The 18999-nt window shown below is 70.3% G+C and carries 13 protein-coding genes; 10 read left to right on the top strand and 3 right to left on the bottom strand.

Going from position 1 to position 18999, the window contains the following annotated elements:
• Nucleotides 1-9 precede the first annotated feature (9 nt).
• Nucleotides 10-711: a ribonuclease HII gene (locus AB0I94_RS15640; protein ID WP_363310099.1), complete on the top strand. Its 702-nt coding sequence runs from the start codon at nucleotides 10-12 to the stop codon at nucleotides 709-711.
• Between the two features lie 76 nt (nucleotides 712-787).
• Nucleotides 788-1462 (top strand): hypothetical protein, encoded by a 675-nt coding sequence (locus AB0I94_RS15635; protein WP_363310098.1) that lies wholly within the window; start codon nucleotides 788-790, stop codon nucleotides 1460-1462.
• Between the two features lie 209 nt (nucleotides 1463-1671).
• Here the strand turns inward: AB0I94_RS15635 and AB0I94_RS15630 are convergent, their stop codons facing one another.
• Together AB0I94_RS15630 and AB0I94_RS15625 are read right to left on the bottom strand one after the other, a co-directional pair.
• Complete coding sequence (locus AB0I94_RS15630) at nucleotides 1672-2310, bottom strand: hypothetical protein (RefSeq protein WP_363310097.1); 639 nt, start codon at nucleotides 2308-2310, stop codon at nucleotides 1672-1674.
• Nucleotides 2311-2525: 215 nt separating this feature from the next.
• Complete coding sequence (locus AB0I94_RS15625; protein WP_363310096.1) at nucleotides 2526-4715, bottom strand: RecQ family ATP-dependent DNA helicase; 2190 nt, start codon at nucleotides 4713-4715, stop codon at nucleotides 2526-2528.
• Nucleotides 4716-4848: 133 nt separating this feature from the next.
• Between AB0I94_RS15625 and AB0I94_RS15620 the strand changes: the two genes are divergently transcribed.
• The 7 genes from AB0I94_RS15620 to AB0I94_RS15590 all read left to right on the top strand — a co-directional run bounded on the left by AB0I94_RS15620 (nucleotide 4849) and on the right by AB0I94_RS15590 (nucleotide 15874).
• Nucleotides 4849-6366: a DUF4192 domain-containing protein gene (locus AB0I94_RS15620; protein ID WP_363310095.1), complete on the top strand. Its 1518-nt coding sequence runs from the start codon at nucleotides 4849-4851 to the stop codon at nucleotides 6364-6366.
• Between the two features lie 372 nt (nucleotides 6367-6738).
• A complete protein-coding gene (locus tag AB0I94_RS15615) occupies nucleotides 6739-8643 on the top strand; it encodes a glycogen debranching N-terminal domain-containing protein (RefSeq protein WP_363310147.1) in 1905 nt (634 codons plus the stop codon).
• A 176-nt stretch (nucleotides 8644-8819) separates the two neighbouring features.
• Nucleotides 8820-9581, top strand: a complete 762-nt coding sequence (locus AB0I94_RS15610) for an NUDIX hydrolase (protein WP_363209966.1) — start codon at nucleotides 8820-8822, stop codon at nucleotides 9579-9581.
• Between the two features lie 189 nt (nucleotides 9582-9770).
• Nucleotides 9771-11813, top strand: a complete 2043-nt coding sequence (locus AB0I94_RS15605) for an ABC transporter ATP-binding protein (RefSeq protein WP_363310094.1) — start codon at nucleotides 9771-9773, stop codon at nucleotides 11811-11813.
• Nucleotides 11814-11982: 169 nt separating this feature from the next.
• Nucleotides 11983-12870: a FadR/GntR family transcriptional regulator gene (locus AB0I94_RS15600; protein ID WP_363310093.1), complete on the top strand. Its 888-nt coding sequence runs from the start codon at nucleotides 11983-11985 to the stop codon at nucleotides 12868-12870.
• Between the two features lie 419 nt (nucleotides 12871-13289).
• A complete protein-coding gene (locus AB0I94_RS15595; RefSeq protein WP_363310092.1) occupies nucleotides 13290-14834 on the top strand; it encodes an RNA polymerase sigma factor in 1545 nt (514 codons plus the stop codon).
• A 209-nt stretch (nucleotides 14835-15043) separates the two neighbouring features.
• A complete protein-coding gene (locus AB0I94_RS15590) occupies nucleotides 15044-15874 on the top strand; it encodes a serine protease (RefSeq protein WP_363310091.1) in 831 nt (276 codons plus the stop codon).
• 168 nt (nucleotides 15875-16042) lie between these two features.
• Here AB0I94_RS15590 and AB0I94_RS15585 read toward each other — a convergent pair whose 3' ends face one another.
• Nucleotides 16043-16270 (bottom strand): hypothetical protein, encoded by a 228-nt coding sequence (locus AB0I94_RS15585; RefSeq protein WP_160507629.1) that lies wholly within the window; start codon nucleotides 16268-16270, stop codon nucleotides 16043-16045.
• Nucleotides 16271-16710: 440 nt separating this feature from the next.
• On the opposite strand from AB0I94_RS15585, the gene AB0I94_RS15580 reads away from it, so the two are divergent.
• Nucleotides 16711-18834, top strand: a complete 2124-nt coding sequence (locus tag AB0I94_RS15580) for a DNA topoisomerase IV subunit B (RefSeq protein WP_363310090.1) — start codon at nucleotides 16711-16713, stop codon at nucleotides 18832-18834.
• Nucleotides 18835-18999 lie beyond the last annotated feature (165 nt).

Below are 18999 nucleotides of genomic sequence, written 5' to 3'. Positions count from 1 at the left end.
TCAGGCGCCATGCCGTACGAACCACCCACCCACACCGTCGAGCGCTCCCTTCGCGCTACCACCGGAGCGAAGATCGTTGCCGGAGTCGACGAAGTCGGGCGCGGCGCGTGGGCGGGCCCGGTCACCGTATGTGCGGCGATCACGGGACTGCGCAGGCCGCCCGAAGGGCTCACCGATTCCAAGCTCATCACTCCCAAGCGGCGCACCACGCTCGCCGGGGAGCTGGAGAGCTGGGTCACGGCCTATGCCCTGGGGCACTCCTCGCCCGAGGAGATCGACGACATGGGGATGACCGCCGCGCTGCGGCTCGCCGCGGTGCGCGCCCTGGAGGCGCTTCCGGTGCGTCCTGAAGCGGTGATCCTCGACGGGAAGCACGACTATCTCGGGGTTCCCTGGCAGGTTCGTACGGTGATCAAGGGCGACCAGTCCTGTGTGGCAGTCGCCGCGGCGTCGGTGATCGCGAAGGTTCGGCGCGACAAAATGATGGCCGAACTGGGTATCGAACATGCAGACTTCGGTTTTGCGGCCAACGCCGGCTATCCGTCGCCGGTGCACAAGGCCGCGCTGGCGGAGCGGGGGCCCACCCCGTACCACCGGATGTCGTGGGCGTATCTTGATGCGCTGCCCCAGTGGCGGCACCTCAAGAAGGCCCGCAGCTGGGCGGATGGAAGCGTTCCGGAAATCGAGGGCCAGCTCGGCTTCGACTTCTGACGCTTTCGGCAGTTCCATCGCACTCAAGTGCCACCCGCCGGTGCCACTCGCACCGGCGTTTGATAAATAACAACGCATGCCTCTCAGTCCCGAGGAGCCTCAGATTCACGAGAGTGCCCAGGGTCCCCGCGTGACCCCGGCCAGTGGCCGCATCACGCCGACCCCCCGTCCCGTACCCGGCCCGCGTCCCGCGGCCGCGCCGCGTCCTGGCCGACCGGGCCCCGCCCGGCCGACGCCGCCGGCGCAGCGCACGTCGCATGAGCCGGCCGCCAAGCCCGGGCCGTCGGCCCCGGCCGTTTCCGGATCGTCTGCCGCTCCCGCCCGTGTCCCCACGGGCGCCGCCACGGACGCCGGTGCTTCGGTTCCGCAGATCCAGCTGATCCCGGCTCCCGTCGAGGGGGCGCTCGACGCCGCCGAGGAAGCCGTTGACCTGCTGCTCGACTCGGGCCGCGCTCCGGGTGAGGTGCTGGTGATCACCACCGGCGACCCGCACCCGTGGGCCACGCACGAGCTGTCGTTCGGCGAGGCCTCCTACTGGGCTCAGCACGACGCGGGTGACGACGTCTTCTACGCCGACGCCGCCGCCCTGGACCGTGCCGTGTCCCGCCCCGTGGTCGTCGTCGCCATCAATGGCGGCAGCGAGGAGATCGCGGTCGGCGCGCTGCCGACGGCGCTCGCCAGGGCCGGAACCCTGCTGATCGTCTGCGGTGACCCGCAGCGCATCAACGCGATGCTGGGCGCGGGCGTCTGACGCTCGCTGTCCGACATCCGCGCCTCGGCTTCGACTACCTGACTTACGCGGTCGGGCGGACGGAGTCGCGGCGTGGTGCGGCCGGTTTCCGTGGCATGGCCGAGTGAGCCTCGAGCTGTGCGCGCCGCGTATCGCGCGACGCGGACAGCGGGCGCACGTCGTCGGCCCGCGCCCGTGCCCGTCTCCCGGCGGGTGGCGCGGCGGACGCCTCAGCGTGCCGCCGCTCGGCGCAGGACGTCGGAGGCGGCGCCGCCCGTGCGTGGCGGCGGCGGATCGGTGTCGGCGAAGGTCTCGGGCTGCGAGCCGGAGCTTGGCCGACGGCCGCCGCGCCCCTCGCCGAGCACCTGCCAGCCGTCACGCGTCAGCGTGATGTAGGCGCCGCAACGCAGCCCGTGCAGCGTGCAGGCGTCCCGCAGCCCCCACATCCACGCCCCGTCCTCCTGCGTCCAGCGCGCGTCGCCTTCGCGGCAGTAGAGCAGAACGGCCGTACGCACCGGTGTGCGGCGCCGCAGATCGTGCGGGATGATCCGGCGCAACTGCGCGAGCAGGGCGTTACGAAAGACCCAGCCGTCCGCCGCGCTCGGCCGACGAGTGAACGAGGCGCTCGCCCTGATCCGTTCCTCCGGGTCCAGAACGGCGACGACGGCTGTCGCGGGCATCGGACGATGCCGGGCATGCAGACCGCTGACGACCTCACGGGGGTTGCGCAGCAGGGGAATTCCCGCGGCTGACCACTCCGCGGGCTCCAGCATCCGGGTCAGTCGGTTGGTGGAGTCGGCGGACATCTCAGCCGACGTCGAAAAATCCGACATCGATGCCGCAGCGGACGGAGCGAATCCGAAGGTCACGGTCCTCCCTTCGGCTACGCGCCCAGAGGGCGGGGTCGGGCTGGGGGGAGCGCACCGTGGCACAGTGCTGCCGGGCCACGGGGAGCCGCGCGGGGAGCGATACCAATTCTTCCCGTCGGACCGCCTTGCGGCAACGAGCAATTGGAGCCGCCGACCGGTATCGGGTGATGCGCCTTCTATATCCTTGCCCAGGGCGCCCCGCATTGACGCTTGCGTCAGCCCTGTACAGCCAGGACCAGCGGCAACACCCCCTTCGCTCCGGCTCGTCGGAGCATGCGCGCGGCCACCGCCAAGGTCCAGCCACTGTCCGTCAGATCGTCGACGAGCAGCACGGGGCCGCCCGCTTCCCGGAGCGCCGCGGCGAGCTCGGGGGACACGGTCAGCGTCCCGTCGAGGGCGCGCAGACGCTGTGCGCTGTTACTCCTCGGTACGTGCGCCGAATCGGCTCCGGCGGCGTACTCGATGGAGCCCAGGAGTGGAAGGCGGCCGATCTCCGCGATCCGGGCACCCAGCGACTGGATCAGTTGAGGCCTGCTGTGCGAGCACATGGTCACGACGCCCGCCGGTCGCGGCTGGGCGTCGGCACTGCCCGATGCCCAGCCACCAGGGCCCTTCGCCCAGTCGGTGAGGACGCCGACCACCGCGTTCGCCACATCGTCGGGCACCGGCCCGTCAGGGGCCTGAGGCGAGAGCATCGGCCGGAGCCGGTTGCCCCAGCCGATGTCCGAGAGGCGGCCCAGAGCCCTGCCCTGCGAGGCCTGCTCCCCGGCGGGGATACGTCCCTTCAGGTCGACACCGATCGCGGCGAGCCCGGTCGGCCACATCCTCCGGGGCTCCACATCAACGCCCGCGCGGATCAGCTCACCCTTTGCCGTGTCGAGCGCCCCGGACGAAACGACGTCGGTGAAGCGCGCTCCCGCGCAGTTGTCGCAGCGGCCACAGGGGGCGGCTGCCTCATCGTCGAGCTGCCGTCGCAAGAACTCCATCCGGCAGCCGGATGTCGAGGCGTAATCACGCATCGCCTGCTGTTCCGTCTGCCGCTGCTTGGCGACCCAGGCATACCGCTCGGCGTCGTACGCCCAGGGCATGCCCGTGGAGGTCCAGCCACCCTTGACGCGCCGGACCGCGCCGTCCACGTCGAGGACCTTGAGCATCGTCTCCAGACGCGACCGGCGCAGCTCGACCAACGGCTCCAGGGCGGGCAACGACAGTGGCCTGCCCGCCTGCGCCAGCACGTCCAGCGTGCGCCGGACCTGTTCCTCGGGCGGGAAGGCGAGCGAAGCGAAGTAGTTCCAGATCGCCTCGTCCTCCTTGCCCGGAAGGAGCAGCACCTCCGCGTGATCGACACCGCGGCCCGCGCGACCGACCTGCTGGTAGTACGCGATCGGGGAGGACGGAGAGCCGAGATGCACCACGAAACCGAGGTCCGGCTTGTCGAAGCCCATCCCCAGCGCGGAGGTGGCGACCAGCGCCTTCACACGGTTGGCGAGCAGATCCTCCTCGGCCTGCTGACGGTCCGCGTTCTCCGTCTTTCCGGTGTAGGAGGTGACCGTATGCCCGCACTGCCGCAGGAAAGTGGTGATCTCCTCGGCGGCGGCGACGGTGAGCGTATAGATGATCCCTGAGCCCGGCAGCTCGTCCAGGTGATCGGCGAGCCAGGCCAACCGGTGTGCTGCGTTGGGAAGTTGGAGGACGCTCAGGCTCAGGCTCTCGCGGTCCAGGGCGCCGCGCAGCACGAGCGCGTCCGAGCTGCCGCCGGTGCCCAGCTGTTCGGCCACGTCCGCTGTCACACGCGCGTTGGCCGTCGCGGTGGTCGCGAGGACGGGGACGCCCGGTGGCAGGTCGGCGAGCATCGTGCGCAACCGTCGGTAGTCGGGCCGGAAGTCGTGGCCCCAGTCCGAGATGCAGTGCGCCTCGTCGACCACGAGCAGTCCAGTTGCCGCGGCGAGCTTGGGCAGGACCTGATCGCGGAAGTCCGGGTTGTTCAGCCGCTCCGGGCTGACGAGGAGGACGTCCACATCGCCGGAGGCCACCTCGGCCTGGATCGTCTCCCACTCCTCGGTGTTGGAGGAGTTGATCGTGCGGGCGCGGATACCGGCTCGCGCCGCCGACTCCACCTGGTTGCGCATGAGGGCGAGCAGCGGGGAGACGATCACGGTGGGGCCGCTGCCCCGCTCCCGCAGCAGTGCGGTCGCGACGAAGTACACGGCGGACTTTCCCCAGCCCGTGCGCTGCACGACCAGTGCCCGTCGCTTGTCGGCGACGAGCGCTTCGATCGCGCGCCACTGGTCCTCGCGCAGTCGCGGACCGTCTGACGGAGGCGCCTCGCCGCTTGCGGGCGCGGGGCCGCCGACGAGGCGGGCGAGTACAGCATCAGCCGCCGTGCGTAGATCTTCGTTGCTCATGCCCCCATGCAACCCGATGGGTCTGACATTAGGCGAACGGGTCCGCCGAGCTGTGGATAACTCTTGGCGTGCCCATGACCGTTCTTATCCACAGGCCCAACCGGAACCTGGTGATCCGCGGGAGAGTCGGCGCATGACGAACCACAGCGAACAAAACGACCCGATCGACTCGACCAACTCCATCGACTCGACTGAGCCGACTGCCTCCCTCGGTCCCATCGACCCCACCGATCCCATCGATCTCACTGATCCCGCTGGTCATGCCGGTCCCGTCGATCCCAACGATCCTGCCAGTCACGCAGGCCCCATCGAACCCACCGGCTCCATCGACGAGACGCTGGTCACCCTGCGCACCCCGGCTGAACTCGCCGACGCCCTCCCGTACTTGCTCGGGTTCAGGCCTGAGGAGAGTGTCGTCCTCATCGCCCTGCACGGTGAGCGGGGGCGGTTCGGCGGTCGGGTGCGCCTCGGTATTCCCCGGCGAGAGGAGGACTGGCCGCCCATCGCGGAGCAGCTCGCCCAATGCCTGGTGGGCGGCTGTGAGCGGCGCGGCGCCCGGCCCGACGGAATCGTGGCCTTCCTGTGCGCGGAACCGGTCGGCACCGACACCGGCCGCACGGTCATGGAGCGCCTGCGACCGCTGGCGCAGGTGCTCCGCACCGCCTGCGGAAGGCTTGATGTCCCCGTGTTCGAGGTCGTGTGCATCTCGGCGGGCACCTTCTGGACCTACTGCTGTCCGAACAAGCAGTGCTGCCCGCCGGAGGGCGTGCCTTTGCCGCGTCCCGGCACTTCGGTTCTGGCTGCGGCGACGGCCTACGCCGGCGTCCAAGTAGGCGTCACCACCCGGGAAATGAGGGCGCGTCTCACTCCCTGGGAATCCGCCGCCGCAGCCGGCCAGGAAGCCGCACTCGACGCGGCGGGCATGGCGCTCGTGCGCCGGATCCTGGAGGAGGACGGACATGCCGAGGTCGCCGCTGACACGCTTGACCTGGCCCGCAGGATCATGGCGCGGATGGTTGCCGCGCCGACGGTCAGCGACAGGCTTGCGGCGGACCTCCGGGACGACGATCTCCTCGCGCACGACGAGGCCGCGGCGCTGATCCTCGGCCTCCAGGACCGTACGACGCGCGATCGGGCCGCGGCATGGATGGAAGGCGACGTCGCGGCATCGGCGCTTCGTCTCTGGAGGGCCCTGGCCCGTCGCTGCGTCGGCGCCTACGGGGAGCACGCGGCGGCGCCACTGTCGCTCGCCGGCTGGGTCGCATGGTCCCTGGGCGACACCACGGAGGGCCAGGAAGCCCTGGACATGGCGCTGTGCGCCGATCCGAGTTACACCTTCGCGCAACTTCTGCACCATGCCTGCACCGGAGATCTGGACCCCGAACCGATCCGCCGCTGCTTGCGCAGGGAGAGCCCCGACCGTGGCGCCACGGGCGTGCAGACCGAACTGCCACTCTCCTCGGAGCCCTCGAAGCCCTCCGACTCCCCGGAGCCCTCCAAGTCACCGGGTGAGCCGGTGGGTGTCGCTCCGCGGCGCCGCCGCCCCGCACGCCCGAAGGGCGGCGCTGGTTCACGAGTCACCGACAGGCCCACCACAGGGCCACAGAACCGCCGCCGCACCATCCGTGGCGCAGCGAGGAACGACACGTGAACGCGGGGGATCGGCACCAGGAGCCGGGTGTCGGACGGCTGCCGCCCGTGATGCCGAACGGGGGAGGCCAGGGCCGGGCGGATGGCTTCCCGCCCGGTAGGCGTGACTTGGTGCGGGGCAGGCCCGTTCACCTGAGTGGCGGTACCTGTACCCGGGCCGGTCCGCCGTACGACCTCCGACTTCCCGTAGCGCGGACACCGCAGAAGAGGCCACCTCATGCCCCTGCCCGCCCCCTCCCCCCTCTCCGGCAGAGACGGTGCCCACAAGCCCGCGCCGGGCTCGCCGCTCTCTCCCGGCGGACTCACGCAGGTTCACACGCCACGTCGACTCGCACAACTGCCGCCCGCGCACGCCACGCTGATCTGTGTCGCCATGCCCGCTCTCGCGATCTCCACGGACCAAGGGCAGTTGACCGGCCGCGGCCTCGAGGGGTTCTACCGCGCCGGACGCAGGCTGCTGTCCCGCTGCCAGCTACGAGTGGCGGGGCGCGAGCCGGTCGCCGTACAGGCGCGGATGCTCTCGGCCGACCATGCCCGTTTCATGGCGACGCTGCGTCCCTCCGCGGACGGCGGCCCGGATCCGGACGTGGTCGTCGAGCGGACCCGGTACGCGGACGGGACGGAGAGGATCCTGCTGCGCAGTGCCTCTGGCCGGCACCTGCGGCTGCCCGTGGAGCTGTCGCTCGGCACGGATCTGGCGGAGCTCGGAGCGGTCGCCTCCGGAAACACCGGTCCGGAACTGTCCCCCACGGTCCACGACTCCGGCATGCGATGGACCTCGCCGGTCGGCACCTGTGTGGTCGCCGCACACCCGGCGCCCGCGGACGCGCTGGCTTCGGCCGGGCTGCTGCGCTGGGAGGTGGAGCTGGCGCCGGGCGGCACCTGGAGCCTGGAGCTGCGCGTGCGGCCGGAGGGTGCGGGCCCCGTGAGGTCGGTCGGGCACGGGATGTCGCGTTCCCTCGCCACGGCGCGGGCCGCGGGCGACGACCCCAGGGCCCGCACCCTGCTGGAGCGATCCGTGGAGGATCTCCAGGCGCTGCTGCTGCGGGACCCGGAGCACCCGGCCGACGTCCATCTGGCCGCGGGGGCGCCATGGCGCTGCGGTCTCGCACCGGCCGAGGCGCTCGCAGCCGCCCGGATGGCCCTGCCGCTCGGCACCCGGATCGCCCTGGGGACACTGCGTACGCTGGCCCGCCGCCAACTCGCGGGGAAGGGTCCGCGGGCGGGCATGATCCCCGGGCCGTTGCGGAACGCGGGACCGCATCTGCCGCCCGGGTGCACGGGGGTCGAGGCGACGCTGCTCTTTCCGGTGTTGTTGGCGGAGGCATGGCGTTGGGGCTTGTCGGCTCAGGAGACGGAGGAGCTGTTGCCGGCGGCCGAGCGCTGCCTGCGGTGGCTGCTTTCCGCGGCGGGCGACAGGGGGCGCCTGCCGGACCCGTACCCGGGCGGGCCGGCGCGCTGCGAGACCCAGGCCCATGCCCACAGGGCCGCGCTGCTCGGGGCCGACCTGCTCGACGCGCACGGCCGCCCGGGCGGTGCCGACCTGTTGCAGTGGGCGGAGCGGCTGAGGGGCACCTTCCGGGAGGACTTCTGGGTGGAGGACCGGGCGGGTGGCCGGCCCGCCGCGGCTCGCCTGGCAGACGGCCGCCCCGTTCCCCTGCTCACCGGCGGAGCCGCGCACCTCCTCGACACGGGGCTGCTCGGTTCGGGCGTGCTCGCGCCAGGCCTGCTGGACAAGGTGCGCACGGAGCAGCTCGCCCGGCTGCTGGGCGGGCCCGCGATGGACTCGGGGTGGGGGCTGCGGAGCCTGGGCGTCAAGGAAGCCGCGTACAACCCCTTCGGACATCGTGGCGGCGCGGTCCGTGTCCATGAGACGGCGGTCGCCGTCGCGGGTCTGGCCTCCGCGGGCTACGAGAAGGAGGCGAGCGCCCTGCTGCGAGGGGTGATGGCGGCGGCAGAGACATTCGGCTACCGGCTGCCTGAGATGTACGCGGGGGAGCAGCGCACGGAGGGCGGTGCTCCGTTGCCGCACCCTGCCGCCTGCCGCCCGGCGGCCACGGCTGCGGCCGCCGGGGTCCAGCTGCTCACGGCGCTCGCCGGGATCCGGCCCGACGCCCCGGCGGGCACGGTGACGCTGAGCCCCGTGCGCAGCGCGCCCCTGGGAGAGCTGGGGCTGATGGCGCTGCGCGTCGCGGGCGCCCCGTTCTCCGTGCGTGTCAGCCGACTCGGACTCGCCATGGTCGAGGAGGCGGCCGAAGGGCTGCAGCTGGGGGTGTGACCCACGGAGCACGCAGGGCAGTTCCGCGCTGGTGGCCCGACGAAGGAAGGACCTGTGACCGGTGTGGCTCACCTGCGGCGGGTATGGCCTGAACCTGACGCGGGGGCCGGTTAATCCAACCGGGTTCGGATGCCGGAGGAGCTGTTTATCGTCAGGCAGACGACTATGATCGCGGCATGTCGCCCTACGACCCGTCGGCCTTCCCGCCGTTTGCTGTCACCGTCGATCTGGTCGTGCTGACCGTGCGTCGTCATGCGCTCTGCGCGCTTGCCGTGCGCCGGGGCGAGTCGCCGTTCCAGGGCCGTTGGGCGCTGCCCGGCGGGTTCGTGCGTGACGACGAGGACCTGTCGGCGGCCGCCGCGCGGGAGCTGGTCGAGGAGACGGGGCTGTGCGCCCACGATCCGGACTCTCCGGCCCAGGCGAACGGCGCGCACCTGGAGCAGTTGGCCACGTACGGCGATCCCAAGCGTGATCCGCGGATGAGGGTCGTCAGCGTCGCCCACCTCGCGCTCGCTCCCGACCTCCCCGCCCCGCGGGCCGGCGGTGACGCGAACAGCGCGCGCTGGGCGCCGGTCGAGGCGCTGCTCAACCAAGGTGGATACGGACGTGAGGACGAGCAGGCCGCGCCGCTCGCCTTCGATCACGCGCAGATCCTGGCGGACGGCGTGGAACGGGCCCGTTCGAAGATCGAGTACTCCTCGCTGGCGACGGCCTTCTGCCCGCCCGAGTTCACCGTCGGCGAGCTGCGCCGGGTGTACGAGGCCGTGTGGGGCGTCGTGCTCGACCCGCGCAACTTCCACCGCAAGGTGACCGGCACGCCGGGCTTCCTCGTCCCCACGGGCGGTACGACCACTCGCCAGGGCGGCCGCCCCGCCCAGCTCTTCCGTGCGGGCGGCGCCACGCTGCTCAACCCGCCGATGCTGCGCCCCGAGGTCTGAGACTCGCGCCCCGGTCGCTCCCTGGTCATCTGTAGGTCAGGGCGCGTGATGGACACCCGCAGCTCACGCCCTGACCGAAATGCCGGAAACATCGCGTTATCTTGCTGAAGTACCCACGGGGTTCGTCCGTCCCCGACCCGGCGGACGAACTCTGGCCGTCGAGCGGTCGCACATCCCGCGAGAGAAGCGATGATCCAGGCCATCGGACTGACAAGCAACCCCCGCCAGGAGCTGCCGCCTGCCGTCGACGACGTGTCCTTCGAGGCGCGAACAGGCCGTGTCACGGCACTGCTCGGCGCGCAGGGCGCCGGCAAGACGACGGCGCTGAGGCTCATGCTCGAACTCCAACAGGGCCGAGGAGTCACCTACTTCAGAGGGCGTCCGCTGCACCGCATCACCTATCCGTCACGCGAGGTGGGGGTCCTGCTGGGCGAGGTTCCTGGGCACCCCGGCCGCACGGTCCGCGGTCAGCTGCGCATGCTGTGCGCGGCCGCCGGTGTGCCCGCTCAGCGTGCCGACGACGCACTCGAAGTCGTAGGTCTGGTGAGCCTTCGAGACCAGCGGCTCGGTACGCTCTCGCGCGGCATGGACCGCCGTCTGGGCCTCGCCTGCGCGCTGCTCGCCGATCCGCACACCCTTGTCCTGGACGACCCCGCCGGCGGGCTCTCGGCACGAGAGGGCGGCTGGCTGCACAGGGTCCTGCGCGCGCACGCCGCCCAGGGCGGGACCGTCCTGTTCTCCACGGCCGACCCCAAAGAGGCTGCGCGGAACGCTGATCGCGTCGTGACGCTGGAAGCGGGCCGGCTGGTGGCCGACCAGGAGGCCGGGGACTTCGCCCGCACACGCCTGCGCCCCCGGGTCGCGGTGCGCAGCCCGCATGCGGCACGGCTCGGCGTGCTGCTGTCCAAGGAGGCCCGTGCCGGGCAACGCTCCATCGAGGTGGTGAAGGAGGGCGGCAACCGGCTCTCGGTGTACGGCAGCAACTGTGCCGACGTCGGAGAGACGGCTTTCCGCCACGGAATCCTCGTCCACCAACTCGCCGACGAGATCGGGGACGCGGGGCCCGCGGCGGCAGAGGCTGCTGTGTCCGGTCCTGCTCCTGATCCCCGCCCCGCGCCCGCACCCGCCCCGGGAATCGCCGCCGCTGCCACGGCCGCCGTCACCGCCACGGCGGCAGATACGTCAGCCACGACAACCCACATGCTGACCGAGACCGAAGCCGGACCCCAAGCCGAAGCCGAGCCCTCGCCCCAGGCAGAGAGCGTATCCGCAGCAGAGGCCGTGTCCGAGGCCGAAACCGAGACCGCGGCCGGGACCGAGATCGAGACCAAAACCGAGGCCGAAACCGGGGCCGAGGCCGAGAAACTCATCCCGCTCGCCACCACAGAACCAGTCACCGCCACCACCCAGCAGGCCCCCGTGGCGCCACCTCCCTTGCCACCCCCCATCTCGATCCGCCCCGCCCGAAGCCCTCTGCGCCCCTTGCGCTACGAACTGTGTCGTGCCACCGGTGTGGGCACCGGCTACCTCACCACGGCCGCTGTCCTCGCCGTCTCCGCCGTACTCTGCGTCTTCCTCGCCAGGAGCGGTCACACGCCGCAGCCTCACCTGCTGGCCGCCTGGCCTCAGGAACTCCCCTTGCCGCCCGCGGCGCTTGGCGCCGGACTGCTCGGCGCCCTCGCCTTCGGTGAGGAATTCCGCCACCCCGCCCTGGCCGCCGACCGGGGCACCGTCCCCCGCCGCCTTGGGCTGCTCAGCGCCAAGTTGACCGTCGCGGCCGCCACCGCGCTCCTGCTGAGCCTGCTCGTGCTGGTCTCCGACGCCGCGATCCTGCACCTTGTATACGGCGAAGAGGTCACAAAAGTTCCCTCCGACTGGCTTTCGCTGACCGCGAGTTGGGTCGCCCTGGTGTGCGGCTGTGCCTGGGCGGGGGTCCTCGCCGGTGGAGTCTTCCGCTCCACGACCGCCGGCCTCGCCGCGGTTCTCGCGGTGCCGATCGTCGTCGTACCGCTCGTACAAAGGGCCTTGGAGGGGCCGTCTGTGCGATCGGCAGCGGGGCTTCCAGGGAGACTGCGCGACCTCGCGCTGGTGCAGTGGCCGTTCGGTGTCGAGCGTTATCTGGCCGGCGGAGTCCGCATGGTGGCTCAACCTGTGGGCAGTGCCCTGACGTTGTCGCTGACCGCTCTGCTCTGCGCGTATCTGCTCACGGGGATGCGCGGCAGAGCTCGATGACAGCGACAGCTGTCCGTCGCTTCCGTTTCCCGTGCTGCGCACAACTCCCACGGAGAACGCCCGTTTCTTTCCGATAAGGCGTCAATTGCGACACAGTAAGCGATCACCCTTTCGTGTGCTTTTCACCAAAGACCTCAAGGGACTTGGGAGCCGCGCCGACAAAGGTTCCGTGAGTACCCTTGCGCACACCATGATGACCGCCGCCCGCTCCGCAGACTCCGGCCTCGCCGGCCCGGGCGAACTCGACCGCTACCCCTACGCCGAGGCCCCGGCCGGCGACCGCGTCGTCGCGCCCTCGTGGGACGGCCCCGACCACGACCTCGGCCGCGTGGGACGACGCACCGCCGGCAGTCGCGGCCGCGGGCTGCACGGCCAACTCGTCCAGCAGCTCGGCCAGATGATCGTCTCCGGAGACCTGGGAGCCGACCGCCCGCTGGTGCCCGAGGAGATCGGCCAGCGCTTCGAGGTCTCCCGCACCGTCGTCCGGGAATCGCTGCGCGTACTGGAGGCGAAGGGTCTGGTCAGCGCCAGGCCCAATGTCGGCACGCGCGTGCGCCCCGTCAGCGACTGGAACCTCCTGGACCCGGACATCATCGAATGGCGCGCGTTCGGGCCGCAGCGCGACGATCAGCGACGCGAACTCAGCGAGCTGCGCTGGACGATCGAGCCCCTCGCCGCCCGGCTGGCCGCGGGCCACGGCCGCGAGGAGGTGCAGCAGCGGCTCGCCGACATGGTCGAGATCATGGGCCACGCCCTGAGCCAGGGCGACGGGATCACCTTCTCCCGTGCCGACGCGGAGTTCCACTCGCTGCTCATCCAGCTCGCGGGCAACCGCATGCTGGAGCACCTGTCGGGCATCGTCTCGGCCGCGCTCCAGGTCTCCGGCGGCCCGATCACCGGCTGCGACCGCCCCACCGAGGCGTCCCTGGTACACCACTCGCGCATCGTCGACGCCCTCGGGACGGGCGACGGGCCCGGCGCCGAGGCCGCCATGCGTCAGCTGCTCACCGTCCACCCGGAGGGGGAGCGCGTCGTGCCCGCCCCCCGCGAGCACTGACGGCCGGGTCCGCGTTTGTACGGCCGGCTGATGCGCCTCGCGGTCCGACCTCATCACTCCGTTGGCGCGGTGGCGTCGCCGGGCTTCTGCGGCTTCCTCGGGGATCCGACAGGGGCCCGGCGACGCGGGCGTTGCGGGCCGGAGGGCCGTCAGGGCGTAGGTCTGAACACCTCTGACCGTATCTGGCCGCTTTTGAACGCTTACGAGGTGTGACTCGGGCCACGTAGATTGGGCGTAACGCTCGTCGGGGCAGCGCGATGACCTAAGAGGTGATAGCCGAGGAGGGAATACAGCAGTCGTTCGCGGCGCTGTGTAGCTCCCCGGCCCCGCCTGCGCCGTCGGCCCATCCCTAGTCGTCGGTCGTCGGTCCTGGTCCACAATGGACGGGGCCGGAAGCCGTTTTCCAACGTTCCGAGAGGTTGTTCGTGTCGGCCAGCACATCCCGTACGCTCCCGCCGGAGATCGCCGAATCCGTCTCTGTCATGGCGCTCATCGAGCGGGGAAAGGCTGATGGGCAGATCGCCGGCGATGACGTGCGTCGTGCCTTCGAAGCTGACCAGATTCCGGCCACTCAGTGGAAGAACGTTCTGCGCAGCCTCAACCAGATCCTCGAGGAAGAGGGTGTGACGCTGATGGTCAGTGCCGCGGAGCCGAAACGCCCCCGCAAGAGCGTCGCAGCGAAGAGCCCGGTCAAGCGCACCGCGACCAAGACTGTCGCGGCCAAGACGGCCACGGCGAAGCAGGCCACCGCGACCGCCGCCCCCGAGGCGTCGGCCGCAGATGTCGCAGCTGAGGACGCGCCCGCGAAGAAGGTCGCTGCCAAGAAGACGACGGCAAAGAAGGCCGTCGCCAAGAAGGCCGTCGCCAAGAAGGCGACGGCAAAGAAGAGTGCGTCCAAGCAGGACGACGAGATCCTGGACGACGAGGCCACCGAGGAGACCCCCGCCAAGGGCAAGCCTGGTGAGGACGCCCCCGAGGAAGAGGGCGCCAAGGGCTTCGTGCTGTCCGACGAGGACGAGGACGACGCTCCGGCCCAGCAGGTCGCCGCGGCCGGTGCCACCGCCGACCCCGTCAAGGACTACCTGAAGCAGATCGGCAAGGTCCCGCTCCTCAACGCCGAGCAGGAGGTCGAGCTCGCCAAGCGCATCGAGGCCGGCCTGTTCGCCGAGGACAAGCTGGCCAACGCCGACAAGCTCGCCCCGAAGCTCAAGCGCGAGCTGGAGATCATCGCCGAGGACGGGCGCCGCGCCAAGAACCACCTCCTGGAGGCCAACCTCCGTCTGGTGGTCTCCCTGGCCAAGCGCTACACCGGCCGCGGCATGCTCTTCCTGGACCTCATCCAGGAGGGCAACCTCGGTCTGATCCGCGCGGTCGAGAAGTTCGACTACACCAAGGGCTACAAGTTCTCCACGTACGCCACCTGGTGGATCCGTCAGGCGATCACCCGCGCCATGGCCGACCAGGCCCGCACCATCCGTATTCCGGTGCACATGGTCGAGGTCATCAACAAGCTCGCGCGCGTGCAGCGCCAGATGCTCCAGGACCTGGGCCGCGAGCCCACCCCGGAGGAGCTGGCCAAGGAACTCGACATGACCCCCGAAAAGGTCATCGAGGTCCAGAAGTACGGCCGTGAGCCGATCTCCCTCCACACCCCCCTGGGTGAGGACGGCGACAGCGAGTTCGGAGACCTCATCGAGGACTCCGAGGCGGTCGTTCCGGCCGACGCGGTCAGCTTCACGCTCCTCCAGGAGCAGCTGCACTCGGTGCTCGACACCCTGTCCGAGCGTGAGGCGGGCGTGGTCTCCATGCGCTTCGGTCTCACGGACGGCCAGCCGAAGACCCTCGACGAGATCGGCAAGGTCTACGGAGTGACGCGTGAGCGCATCCGCCAGATCGAGTCGAAGACGATGTCGAAGCTGCGCCACCCGTCGCGTTCGCAGGTCCTGCGCGACTACCTCGACTAGTCACCAGCGCTCCATGAAGAAGACCCGAGGCCTCACGCGAGGCCTCGGGTCTTCTTCGTGTCCGATGTCCTGCCGGAACGCCGGACGCCGGAATGCCGGACCGCCGGAACGCCGACGCCGCCTGCCGCGGAGGCGCGTGGCGCGGGTGCGGGGGGTGGCGCACTGGATCACTGTGGGTGTTTCACGAGAACCCAGAGTGAGGAGATCGCATGCCTCGTCCTTTCGCTCGAACATTGACGGCGGCGCTGGCCCTTGCCGCTCCGGTGGCCGCCCTGCCGCTGGCCTCCACGGCTCCTGCGGCGGCCGACAGCGTCGTCATCGGGGGAAGCCCGGTCCGGACGGCCGACAGTCCTTGGGTGGTGGCGCTGGCCAGCCGTGACCGGTTCGGGGGTACGCGTTCGGGGCAGTTCTGCGGAGGCGTGGTGGTCGGGCGGTCTACGGTCCTCACCGCGGCGCACTGCCTGGGCGAGGAAGTCCTCGGAGTACGGCTGGGCGAGATGAGTGATCTGAAGGTGGTCGCCGGCCGGGACGATCTGGGAACGACGCAGGGCCAAGAGATTCCGGTGCGCAAGGCGACGGTCAATCCGGAGTACGACAGTTCCTCGAACTCCGGCGACTTCGCGGTGCTGTCACTGTCCAGCCCGCTTCCGCAGGGCTACGTGATCCGCATGGCGGCCGCGGGTGACCGGGCGTACGAACCCGGCACGCGCGCGGCGGTCTACGGGTGGGGTGACACTTCGGGATCGGGCGACTACGCGCGGACCTTGCGCGCCGCGCCCGTGCGCGTACTGCCCGACGCCACGTGCAGGGACGCCTACCCGGCCAGTTCTGACGGAACGTACACGGCCGCATCCATGCTGTGCGCGGGGGAGCTCGAGGGCGGCCGTGATGCCTGCCAGGGGGACAGCGGCGGCCCGCTGGTCGCGCGCGGCCGGCTCATCGGCCTGGTGTCGTGGGGCAGCGGCTGCGGGCGGGCCGGGAACCCCGGGGTGTACACGCGCGTCTCAAGCGCCGCGCAGGCTGTGTCTCTGCGTGGCTGAGCGTACGGGAGTTGCCCGCGTGGGGGGTGCGGGCGTAGCGAAGGACCGCCGAGGAGGCACCTGGGCGGCCGTGTAACGCGAGCGGGCGGCCGACCCTGGGGTTGGCAGGGTCGGCCGCCCGGTCACCGGCCTGGCGTGCGCCGGATCGCTCGTCGTGGGTGCGAGGTGTCAGCGATCCTCGTCGTTGGTCTCAGGGACGGCCGTCAGCCGCTCCGTCTCGTCCTGTATCTCAGCGGCGATCTTCTTGAGTTCCGGCTCGAACTTGCGTCCGTGGTGGGCGCAGAAGAGCAGTTCACCGCCGCTCAACAGGACGACGCGCAGGTATGCCTGGGCGCCGCAGCGGTCGCAGCGATCAGCGGCCGTCAGGGGGCTCGCGGGGGTCAGAACAGTAGTCACGTCGCCTCTTCTCTAGCTCGACGAGCTGTCGTACCAGGGTCAACATCCAACCAGGCCGAAAACGTTCCCGCTCGTGGCTTTTCCTCGAAGTTTTTTCCGAGGCGGCTGTCTGCTGCCGGTTGGCGGCGAATGTGCCGTATTACGTCTCTCACGTGTCTTACGGTTTCGCGCTGTCTGTCAGGTCGGTCGTCCACCGGCTGGGTTGCCGGTTGTTCATGAGGACGTGCCCGGAGCCTAAATGGTTCATGCCTGGAAGGGAACGTGACGTGCGCTTCACTCAGACGAGGGATCGAACAAGCGTGCGGCGCTGGACTAGTGTGAGTAGTGACGAGGGTGGCGTTACAACGGCTCTACCAGGCCTCGGTACCCTCTGAGCGGCAACCGAAGCCGGGGCCTTACCCCAAGAGGCCCCTTTTGAAATTCAGCGAGGAGCGAACCGCGTGACCGCCGAGACGTCCGTGCCGTCCACAGCATTGCTGACCGGAGCAGACCGGGACGGTTCCAACTACACCGCGCGGCACCTGCTCGTCCTGGAGGGGCTCGAGGCCGTTCGCAAGCGTCCGGGCATGTACATCGGGTCGACGGACAGCCGTGGCCTGCTGCACTGCCTCTGGGAGATCATCGACAACTCCGTCGACGAGGCCCTGGGCGGCTACTGCGACCACATCGAAGTCATCCTCCACGACGACGCCTCCGTAGAGGTCCGGGACAACGGCCGAGGCATCCCGGTGGATGTCGAGCCCAAGACCGGCCTCTCCGGAGTCGAGGTCGTCATGACGAAGCTCCACGCGGGCGGCAAGTTCGGCGGTGGCTCCTACGCCGCCTCCGGCGGCCTGCACGGTGTGGGTGCCTCCGTGGTGAACGCCCTGTCGGCACGCCTCGACGTAGAGGTGGACCGCGCGGGGCACACCCACGCGATCAGCTTCCGCAGAGGTGTTCCCGGTGCCTTCGCCAAGCCCGGCCCCGACGCCGACTTCGACTCGTCGGCCAGGCTGCGCAAGGCCAAGAAGATCCCCAAGACTCGCACCGGCACGCGCGTGCGCTACTGGTCCGACCGCCAGATCTTCCTCAAGGACGCCAAGCTCAACCTGGAGACGCTGCACCAGCGTGCCCGGCAGACCGCCTTCCTGGTGCCGGGCCTGACCATCGTCGTACGCGACGAGTACGGCCTCGGCGAGGGCGGTACCAAGGGCGAGGAGTCCTTCCGCTTCGACGGGGGCATCAGCGAGTTCTGTGAGTACCTCGCCCAGGACAAGGCCGTCTGCGACGTCCTTCGCCTCACCGGGCAGGGCAGCTTCAAGGAGACCGTCCCGGTCCTCGACGACCACGGCCAGATGACCCCCACCGAGGTCACCCGTGAGCTCACCGTGGACGTCGCCATGCGCTGGGGCACGGGCTACGACACGACGCTGCGGTCCTTCGTCAACATCATCGCCACCCCCAAGGGCGGCACCCATGTGACGGGCTTCGAGCGCTCCCTCACGAAGACGATGAACGAGGTGCTGCGCACCCAGAAGGTGCTGCGCGTCGCCGAGGACGACATCGTCAAGGACGACGCCCTCGAGGGGCTGACCGCGGTCGTCACGGTCCGTCTCGCCGAGCCGCAGTTCGAGGGCCAGACCAAGGAGGTGCTCGGCACCTCGGCGGCCAACCGCATCGTCGCCAACGTCATCGCCAAGGAGCTCAAGGCGTTCCTGACGTCCACCAAGCGCGACGCCAAGGCGCAGGCCCGCGCCGTGATGGAGAAGGCCGTCGCCGCGGCCCGCACGCGCATCGCGGCCCGGCAGCACAAGGACGCCCAGCGCCGTAAGACGGCCCTGGAGTCCTCCTCGCTGCCCGCGAAGCTCGCCGACTGCCGCAGCGACGACGTGGAGCGCAGCGAGCTCTTCATCGTCGAGGGCGACTCGGCGCTCGGCACCGCCAAGCTGGCGCGGAACTCCGAGTTCCAGGCACTCCTGCCCATCCGCGGCAAGATTCTCAACGTTCAGAAGGCGTCCGTGACGGACATGCTGAAGAACGCCGAGTGCGGCGCGATCATCCAGGTCATAGGGGCAGGGTCCGGCCGGACCTTCGACATCGACGCGGCGCGCTACGGGAAGATCATTCTCCTCGTCGACGCCGATGTCGACGGCGCGCACATCCGGATCCTGCTGCTCACCCTGTTCCAGCGCTACATGCGCCCGATGGTGGAGGCGGGCCGGGTCTTCGCGGCGGTGCCGCCCCTGCACCGGATCGAGCTGGTCCAGCCGAAGAAGGGCCAGGACAAGTACGTCTACACGTACTCGGACAACGAGCTGCGGGAAACGCTCCTGGAGTACCAGCGCAAGGGCATCCGCTTCAAGGACTCCATCCAGCGCTACAAGGGCCTCGGCGAGATGGACGCCGACCAGCTCGCGGAGACCACCATGGATCCGCGCTACCGCACCCTGCGGCGGGTCAACATCGGGGATCTGGATGCCGCGGAGCAGGTCTTCGATCTGCTGATGGGCAACGACGTGGCGCCCCGCAAGGAGTTCATCACCAGCTCGGCGGCGACGCTGGACCGTTCGCGCATCGACGCGTAGCGCTCGCGCGACGCCCCGGTGTGTTCCGCATGGGCGCAACACACTCCACCCGTGGGTGGAGCCCCTGCTCTTCACCTGATGGAGTGAAGAGCAGGGAGAGAAGAGTCAGGGATCTTCCCGTTCTGTCCATCCTTGGGCACGCGGCCGAACAAGGCTGCGGACAAG

Source organism: Streptomyces sp. NPDC050147, from assembly GCF_040660195.1.
Lineage (GTDB): Bacteria > Actinomycetota > Actinomycetes > Streptomycetales > Streptomycetaceae > Streptomyces.
The sequence above is the reverse complement of the archived record's forward strand: the minus strand, read 5'-3'. Positions and strand labels throughout refer to the sequence as shown.

Excerpts from the sequence above, each read along its gene's own strand:
- AB0I94_RS15615 (WP_363310147.1), top strand. The coding sequence starts at position 6,739 with ATGCCCGCTCTCGCGATCTCCACGGACCAAGGGCAGTTGACCGGCCGC.
- AB0I94_RS15625 (WP_363310096.1), bottom strand. The coding sequence starts at position 4,715 with ATGAGCAACGAAGATCTACGCACGGCGGCTGATGCTGTACTCGCCCGC.
- AB0I94_RS15605 (WP_363310094.1), top strand. The coding sequence starts at position 9,771 with ATGATCCAGGCCATCGGACTGACAAGCAACCCCCGCCAGGAGCTGCCG.
- AB0I94_RS15635 (WP_363310098.1), top strand. The coding sequence starts at position 788 with ATGCCTCTCAGTCCCGAGGAGCCTCAGATTCACGAGAGTGCCCAGGGT.
- AB0I94_RS15610 (WP_363209966.1), top strand. The coding sequence starts at position 8,820 with ATGTCGCCCTACGACCCGTCGGCCTTCCCGCCGTTTGCTGTCACCGTC.
- AB0I94_RS15590 (WP_363310091.1), top strand. The coding sequence starts at position 15,044 with ATGCCTCGTCCTTTCGCTCGAACATTGACGGCGGCGCTGGCCCTTGCC.
- AB0I94_RS15620 (WP_363310095.1), top strand. The coding sequence starts at position 4,849 with ATGACGAACCACAGCGAACAAAACGACCCGATCGACTCGACCAACTCC.
- AB0I94_RS15640 (WP_363310099.1), top strand. The coding sequence starts at position 10 with ATGCCGTACGAACCACCCACCCACACCGTCGAGCGCTCCCTTCGCGCT.